Raw genomic sequence first — 5,629 nt, 5'->3', positions numbered from 1 at the left:
TCAGGGACCAAGGAGCAACGACGTCGACGAGCGACCGGACCCCCATTTTCAGCCCGGAACGGGCCGCCCACCAGGGCGAGGGGGACTAGACGAGTGATTCCGAATTGATCAGTGGTCGTAGGCGATCAAGGACCGCTTGACCGCTGCGTTGATGGTCCAGCTGTGCCAGATTGCGGCGGCCAGGGCGAGTAGGCGTTGCGTGACGCGGGCGTACACCCGGTTGGGGTGCGCCCGCCGTGGCGTTCCAGGTCGAGTTGGCCTTTCAAGGTGTCGTTGACCGACTCGTTCGGTCCGGCCGGAAGCAGACTTGAAGACACGTACGGCTGGCAGAGGGCAGAGCGGCAGGGCTGGTCAGGGGACACTCATCTCGGTTTCTCGCTGGTCGCTGGTGGCTTGGCGGTTGCGCGGCCGCGGCACGTCGGCGAGGTCAGTCACCGGATCGCCCCCATCGGGAGGTAGCCAAGGTCTTCGAGTCGGGCGACGCTGGCGAAGACGACCGGCCGGGGCAGGTCGCGCAGCCGTCGGCAGAGGGCGTCGAGGGTGATGCCACGGGCGTACACCACGTCGTTGATGTCGATCAAGCGCCACTCGGCGATGCTCTGCATCACCTGCTGCTCGTTGGCCGAGAGCCGGACGTCGAGCGGGGCGGTAATCGCACCGAAGATCACGTCAGTCATGACATCCCCCGTTACTGCCCGCACCGAGCACCGTCTCACGCGGCCAGATGTGGACGGTAGCCTCCACCGCCCCGGGCATTCCGCACCGGCAGCCCTCGCCTGTGCAGCGGCAGTCGGCGGCGCAGACGACGGTCCAGGCACTCTCGGGGCCGGCGGTCTGGACGTGGAGGGTGCGGCGCTGGCAGGCGGGGCAGGGGACGCCGGGCATTGGCTCCCGCTGGGGCCACATGCCGATGGCGGGGCGGAGCCAGCCGTCCTCGTCCTGAAGGTGCTGCGCTACTTCAGCGGCGGTGCCGGGGAGGATGCGCGGGCTGGCGGCGATGATCTGGCTGAGAGGGTCGTCGCCGGTGAGGCGGAGCATGGTGGCGACGCCCGTGGTGACCCGGTCGGCGCGGTCGAGGAGGACGGCCCACCGGTTGACTCGGTCTGGCCGTTCGGCGCCGAGCAGGAGCGTGGCCAGGGGATCGCTGTGCCCGCCCGAGGGGTGCCGGGTGCCGTAGACGGGGGAGCGGAGCCCGTCGGCGGGCTTCAGCCGGGCGGCGTCGATGTCGCGCTGCTCGTCGCGGGCGAGCTGGGCGAGGTGCTGGCGGGCGTTGTGGAGGGACCAGGCGGCGGCAAGGGCGTGGAGGTGGTGCGGAGTCACAGGCGTCCTCGGTGGTTGAGTGGGTTGCGGACGAAGCAGGCCACGCGGAGCGCATCGACGCCGGCGCGGCGTCTCCTCGGCCGCCATGGCGCGGGTGTCGGCTTGGTCGCGGGTGTGGATGTGCCCGGTGAGGGGTGGCCGGGTAGGCCGCGCCACGCTGCGCCGGGTTGGCCCGGATGCGGCGGGTGCGCGCCAAGTGGGGATGGTGTTGCGGTGCCCGCCGGTGATCTCGGCGACCTGGCCGCGGGTGAGCAGTTCGGGCTGGATCACGCACTCCTCCTCAGGCGAACAGGTCGGCGAAGCTGAACGGTGGCGGGTTCGTCGGCCGGCGGGCGAGCCGGCGCCATCGGCGTGCGCCTGCACGGGCAGGCCCACCGGCAGGGCCGGCCGGCTGTTGTCCTGTATGGACGAAGAGGGCGAGCGCTGCGTGACCACTCCGGGTTGTTTTTCTGCTCTCGTTTTGCGAAGGGACCTTCATGGGCGGCCTTCCGGGGGAGAAGCAGGGACCAGGGCGGCCACACGGCGGCCAACGCGACCAGCAGCGCGGCGCCGGGGTTGCCTCAGGTGCGGGTGGCGGCGTCGAGGCGCAGGATGGCCGGTACCTGCGCGATGAGGGCGAGGGCGAGGGCGCGGCCACGGCCAGACGCCGGAGCGCTGCCGGCGCATCCACCGCCCCCATGAACAAGGGGCCCTGAGCGGGTACCCACCACTTGGGCCGAATTCATGAACAGCATGTTGGTTGGGTACCTGCACATCAACTCACGCCGCCGGTTGCAGACTCCTACCACCGGTAACGCGCCCATCACGGACGGGCCGGGCTGCAACCGTCGCGAAGGCGCCATCGACAAGGTGACACATGAAACCGCTCTGCGTCTTTCTGTTGCAGGCCAGGGCTTCCAGCGTGTACGAGGCCGCGTAAGCCTACGTCTCACCTGCGGGGCGAGTGTTGATCGACCGCGGGTCTGCCTGCCGGAGGCCACCTGGTGCCAGTGCCCCGACCGTCGGCGGGCACTGGCGTCCCGGACAAGGTCGCCTTCGCCACGAAGCCGACCCTGGCCCGCCAGGTGATCGCCGCCGCCCTTGATGCCGGCGTCCCTGTCGAGTGGGTGACCGGCGACGAGGTCGACGGCGCCGACCCGGGCCCTCGGACCCACCTCGAACACCGCGGCTTGGGCTACGTCCTGGCGGTCGGCTGCGACCGACGCGTGGCCGTCAACGACGGCCGCACCCTCGCGCGCGTCGATGACCTCGCCGACCGGATACCCAACGCCGAGTGGCAGGGTGCACAGCTGCGGACCCGGCGCGAACCACGCGACTACCTGTGGGCCCGGATCACCACCGCCACCACCACCGGCGAACACCGGTGGCTCCTTGTCCGCCGCAACCGCACCACCGGCGAACTCGCCTACTACCTGTGCTGGTCACCGAAACCGGCGTCGATGTTGCCACCCGAGGAGTGGGCCAGCAGGTCCAGCCGCTCCAGCCCGAGGTGTACCCGCAGCGTCTCGACGTCCTCGACCAGTCGCTCGCACCGATAGCTACTCGGATCCTGAGACTCCGCCGAGCAGCCCGTGCCCCGGTTGTCGAGCATGACCAGCTGACGGTACGCCGACAGGGCCGCCCAGGTCACCGAGATAGGCCGAGGCCCGACCCGGCCCGCAGGCGAGGGTGGCTCCATCACCCTGCCGGTGGTAGGCAAGCTCGGTACCGTCTAGGACGCGAAACGCTGCACCACCCATTCTTTCCTACCGCCTCGACGCCAACGACACCCCGTGCACCCCTCGGTCGTCGGCCGGCGCGACGACGTCACCGCCGACGCCGATCAGGTAGAGGCATCCGCGGCGGCCCGCTCTTCACCTGCCATCACCGGCGCTGGCCGGCGGGCAGACCATCACTGACCTGCAGCACCGGCACGGCGCGGCTGACTCCTCTGTTGGCCTATGCAGAGTTCGGCGGTGGCGTTGTCGTGGCATCTGTAGCGGGATGTTCTGCCCCGGTCGCATTGGTGTCCTCGGCCTCGCGGACCCGCCAGCGTCACGACCTGGCACTACGCCCTGCCGTCGACGGCCGGGACCCCGAAGTGGCCGCGCTCATCCGACCCGAGCCCGCACGTGACGTGGGTCATGCCCGAGATCGGTAACGCGGCGAGATCCTGCCCCGTCTAGTCGGCATCCGAGCGCCGTGCTCGTGGCCGCTTCGGTGGCCGATCCATCATGCAAGGAGTAGGCACATGCAATTCATGAGCCGCCTCGCGGCGGCCCTGCTTACCGTGGGTGCGATGGCCGCAGCGCCGGCCACACCCGCGTTGGCCGACTCGGTCCACTGCGACCAGCAGTGCCAGTGGCAGTGGGATCAGCAACAGCAGAATGCCCTGCCGCGCACTGACTTCTACGATTCGCCCGACCCCCTGCAGCCAGCACCGGCCGGCACGCTGATCCGTCAACAGGACACCAGCGAATACCGGGTGGCCGGCGCGCCCGTTACGGCGACCAGGATCCTCTACCACTCGCGCACCTCCGCCGGGCAGGACGTTGCGGCTTCGGGAGTCGTGTTGGTGCCCGCCGGCACCGCACCGGCCGGTGGCTGGCCGGTGGTGGTCAACGCCCACGGCACCAGCGGCATCGGTGTCAACTGCGCCCCGTCGCTGATGCGCGACCTGTATCACGGCGACCAGATGATGCAGTTCGTGGAACGTGGCTGGGCAGTCGTCGCGCCCGACTACGCAGGACTGGGCACCACTGGTCAGGACGAGTTCCTCAACAAGACCGCCGAGGCCAACGATGTGATCAACGCGGTACGCGCGGCGCGTCAGGCCCGCCCGGACCTGTCCAACCAGTGGGTGCTGTGGGGCCACTCCCAGGGCGGCGGGGCCACGCTGGGAGTGGCCGAACGCCAGGCCGACACACCTGAGCCCGGCTACCTGGGAGCAGTAGTCACTTCACCAGCCGCCGACCTGCCAACCGCTGTCGCCTCCGTGGTGGCAACACCGGGAATGGGTGGCTTCGTGCCGCTCATCGCCGAGGGTGCCGAAGTCACCGACCCGCAGGTCGATCTGGGCCGGGTGCTCTCCCCGGAGGCACTGGGCCGGCGGAATGTCACCCGCACCGGCTGCCTGGGGGTGGTCATGTCGGTCTACAGCGACCTGTCTGGCACCGATCTGGTCCGCCCGAACTACCTCTCCGAGCCGCACTTCGCCAGGTACCTGGACGAGAACACCACCGGCCGGCGCCCGGTGGGCGGCCCGGTGCTGCTGCTGCAGGGTGACGCCGATTACGCGATTCCCAGACCGATCACCGACCACGTCGCCGCCACGCTGTGCCAACTCGGCAGTCAGGTGGACTATCGGACCTATCCCGGGCTTGGCCACGACACCTACCCGGGCGTGACCGGCATCGATGATGGCGCGATGCCCGACATCCTCGCCTGGACCGCCGACCGCTTCGCCGGAAAGCCGGCCGCTAGCACCTGCTCCTAGGCTGCGGGGCGCCGCCCGAGGCTGCTTGACTCATCCGCGACCTGGACACTCGTCCAGGTCGCGGATGAGTCGCCGAGTGGGTGGCGCTGTTGCGCAGGGCTCGGCCGCGATTCGACGAACCGGTGGCCCGTGCCACGGTGCATGCCGCTCGGCGTGGCTAACAGCCTCAGTCGCATCGGGACGCCGAGGGTTCGGTACCGCTGGTCATCGCACTCCCGCTCCGGTTCCACGTGGCGGTGGCGCGGAGCCGCGCGAGTTCGACAATGGACAACGGACCACTCCCCAGTGACGCTCAAACAGCGCTACGGAACTCTCCGGCGTTACGTCGCTGCGGTACGTTGACCAACCATGGCCGTCGCGAAGCTCATCGTGGACCAGGTGCTGGTCTGGCGGATCGGGCCGGCAGCTGCTGCACCGGCCGGCCGGGGTGACCCCGGTCGACGTCGTCGGTCGCCTGGTCGGGGCGCAGGCGCAGGTCGCCTCCGCCGCCGCGCAGGCGCAGGTCGCCTCCGCCGCCGCGCAGGCCGTCGCCGCCTGCCAGGCGGACCCCCGGCCGGGCGCGGTCGCCGCCGCGCTCGCAGAGCGGCGACTGGACACCACGACATCCCGGCCGCCCGGCGCGCCGCGGTCAGCCGGGCCGCCGGCTGGATTTCTCCCGTGTGTGGTGCGCCGGGGTCAACTGGACCTCAACTTCTTCGGCGCGCTCTGGGTGAGCCAGGCCGTCCTGCCGCAGCTGCGGGCCTAGACGAGTAAGTCCTAACTCAAGGCGGGGCTGCGGACGCAGCGAAGGGTGTTGATGATCCGTTTGTGACGACAGACATCAACACCCTTCTC

5 protein-coding genes and 2 pseudogenes are annotated in these 5,629 nt (G+C 70.2%); 3 read left to right on the top strand and 4 right to left on the bottom strand.

Going from position 1 to position 5,629, the window contains the following annotated elements:
- Positions 1 to 108: 108 nt before the first annotated feature.
- The 3 genes and pseudogenes from AB0I11_RS34160 to AB0I11_RS34150 all read right to left on the bottom strand — a co-directional run.
- Positions 109 to 284, bottom strand: a pseudogene (locus AB0I11_RS34160) (IS982 family transposase); the annotation flags it as partial.
- A gap of 147 nt (positions 285 to 431) precedes the next feature.
- Positions 432 to 677, bottom strand: coding sequence for a hypothetical protein (locus AB0I11_RS34155; protein WP_357330047.1), 246 nt, complete (start codon positions 675 to 677; stop codon positions 432 to 434).
- Positions 670 to 1,320, bottom strand: a complete 651-nt coding sequence (locus AB0I11_RS34150; protein ID WP_357330045.1) for a hypothetical protein — start codon at positions 1,318 to 1,320, stop codon at positions 670 to 672. Before AB0I11_RS34150 ends, AB0I11_RS34155 begins: the two co-directional genes overlap by 8 nt.
- A 983-nt stretch (positions 1,321 to 2,303) precedes the next feature.
- Here AB0I11_RS34150 and AB0I11_RS34145 point away from each other — a divergent pair.
- A pseudogene (locus AB0I11_RS34145) lies at positions 2,304 to 2,477 on the top strand (IS701 family transposase); the annotation flags it as partial.
- A gap of 251 nt (positions 2,478 to 2,728) precedes the next feature.
- Here AB0I11_RS34145 and AB0I11_RS34140 read toward each other — a convergent pair.
- Positions 2,729 to 2,911 carry an alpha/beta fold hydrolase gene (locus AB0I11_RS34140; RefSeq protein WP_357330049.1) on the bottom strand — a complete coding sequence of 61 codons (183 nt, stop codon included), beginning with the start codon at positions 2,909 to 2,911 and terminating at the stop codon, positions 2,729 to 2,731.
- A gap of 639 nt (positions 2,912 to 3,550) precedes the next feature.
- Here AB0I11_RS34140 and AB0I11_RS34135 point away from each other — a divergent pair.
- Together AB0I11_RS34135 and AB0I11_RS34130 are read left to right on the top strand one after the other, a co-directional pair.
- Entirely contained in the window at positions 3,551 to 4,795 is a 1,245-nt protein-coding gene (locus AB0I11_RS34135; RefSeq protein ID WP_357330043.1) for a lipase family protein, read from the top strand.
- 427 nt (positions 4,796 to 5,222) lie between these two features.
- Entirely contained in the window at positions 5,223 to 5,540 is a 318-nt protein-coding gene (locus tag AB0I11_RS34130; protein ID WP_357330041.1) for a hypothetical protein, read from the top strand.
- Positions 5,541 to 5,629 lie beyond the last annotated feature (89 nt).

This window comes from Micromonospora sp. NPDC050495 (assembly GCF_040655175.1).
In the GTDB taxonomy this organism is placed as follows: Bacteria; Actinomycetota; Actinomycetes; order Mycobacteriales; family Micromonosporaceae; genus Micromonospora.
The sequence above is the reverse complement of the archived record's forward strand: the minus strand, read 5'-3'. Positions and strand labels throughout refer to the sequence as shown.

Excerpts from the sequence above, each read along its gene's own strand:
- AB0I11_RS34155 (WP_357330047.1), bottom strand. The coding sequence starts at position 677 with ATGACTGACGTGATCTTCGGTGCGATTACCGCCCCGCTCGACGTCCGG.
- AB0I11_RS34140 (WP_357330049.1), bottom strand. The coding sequence starts at position 2,911 with ATGCTCGACAACCGGGGCACGGGCTGCTCGGCGGAGTCTCAGGATCCG.
- AB0I11_RS34135 (WP_357330043.1), top strand. The coding sequence starts at position 3,551 with ATGCAATTCATGAGCCGCCTCGCGGCGGCCCTGCTTACCGTGGGTGCG.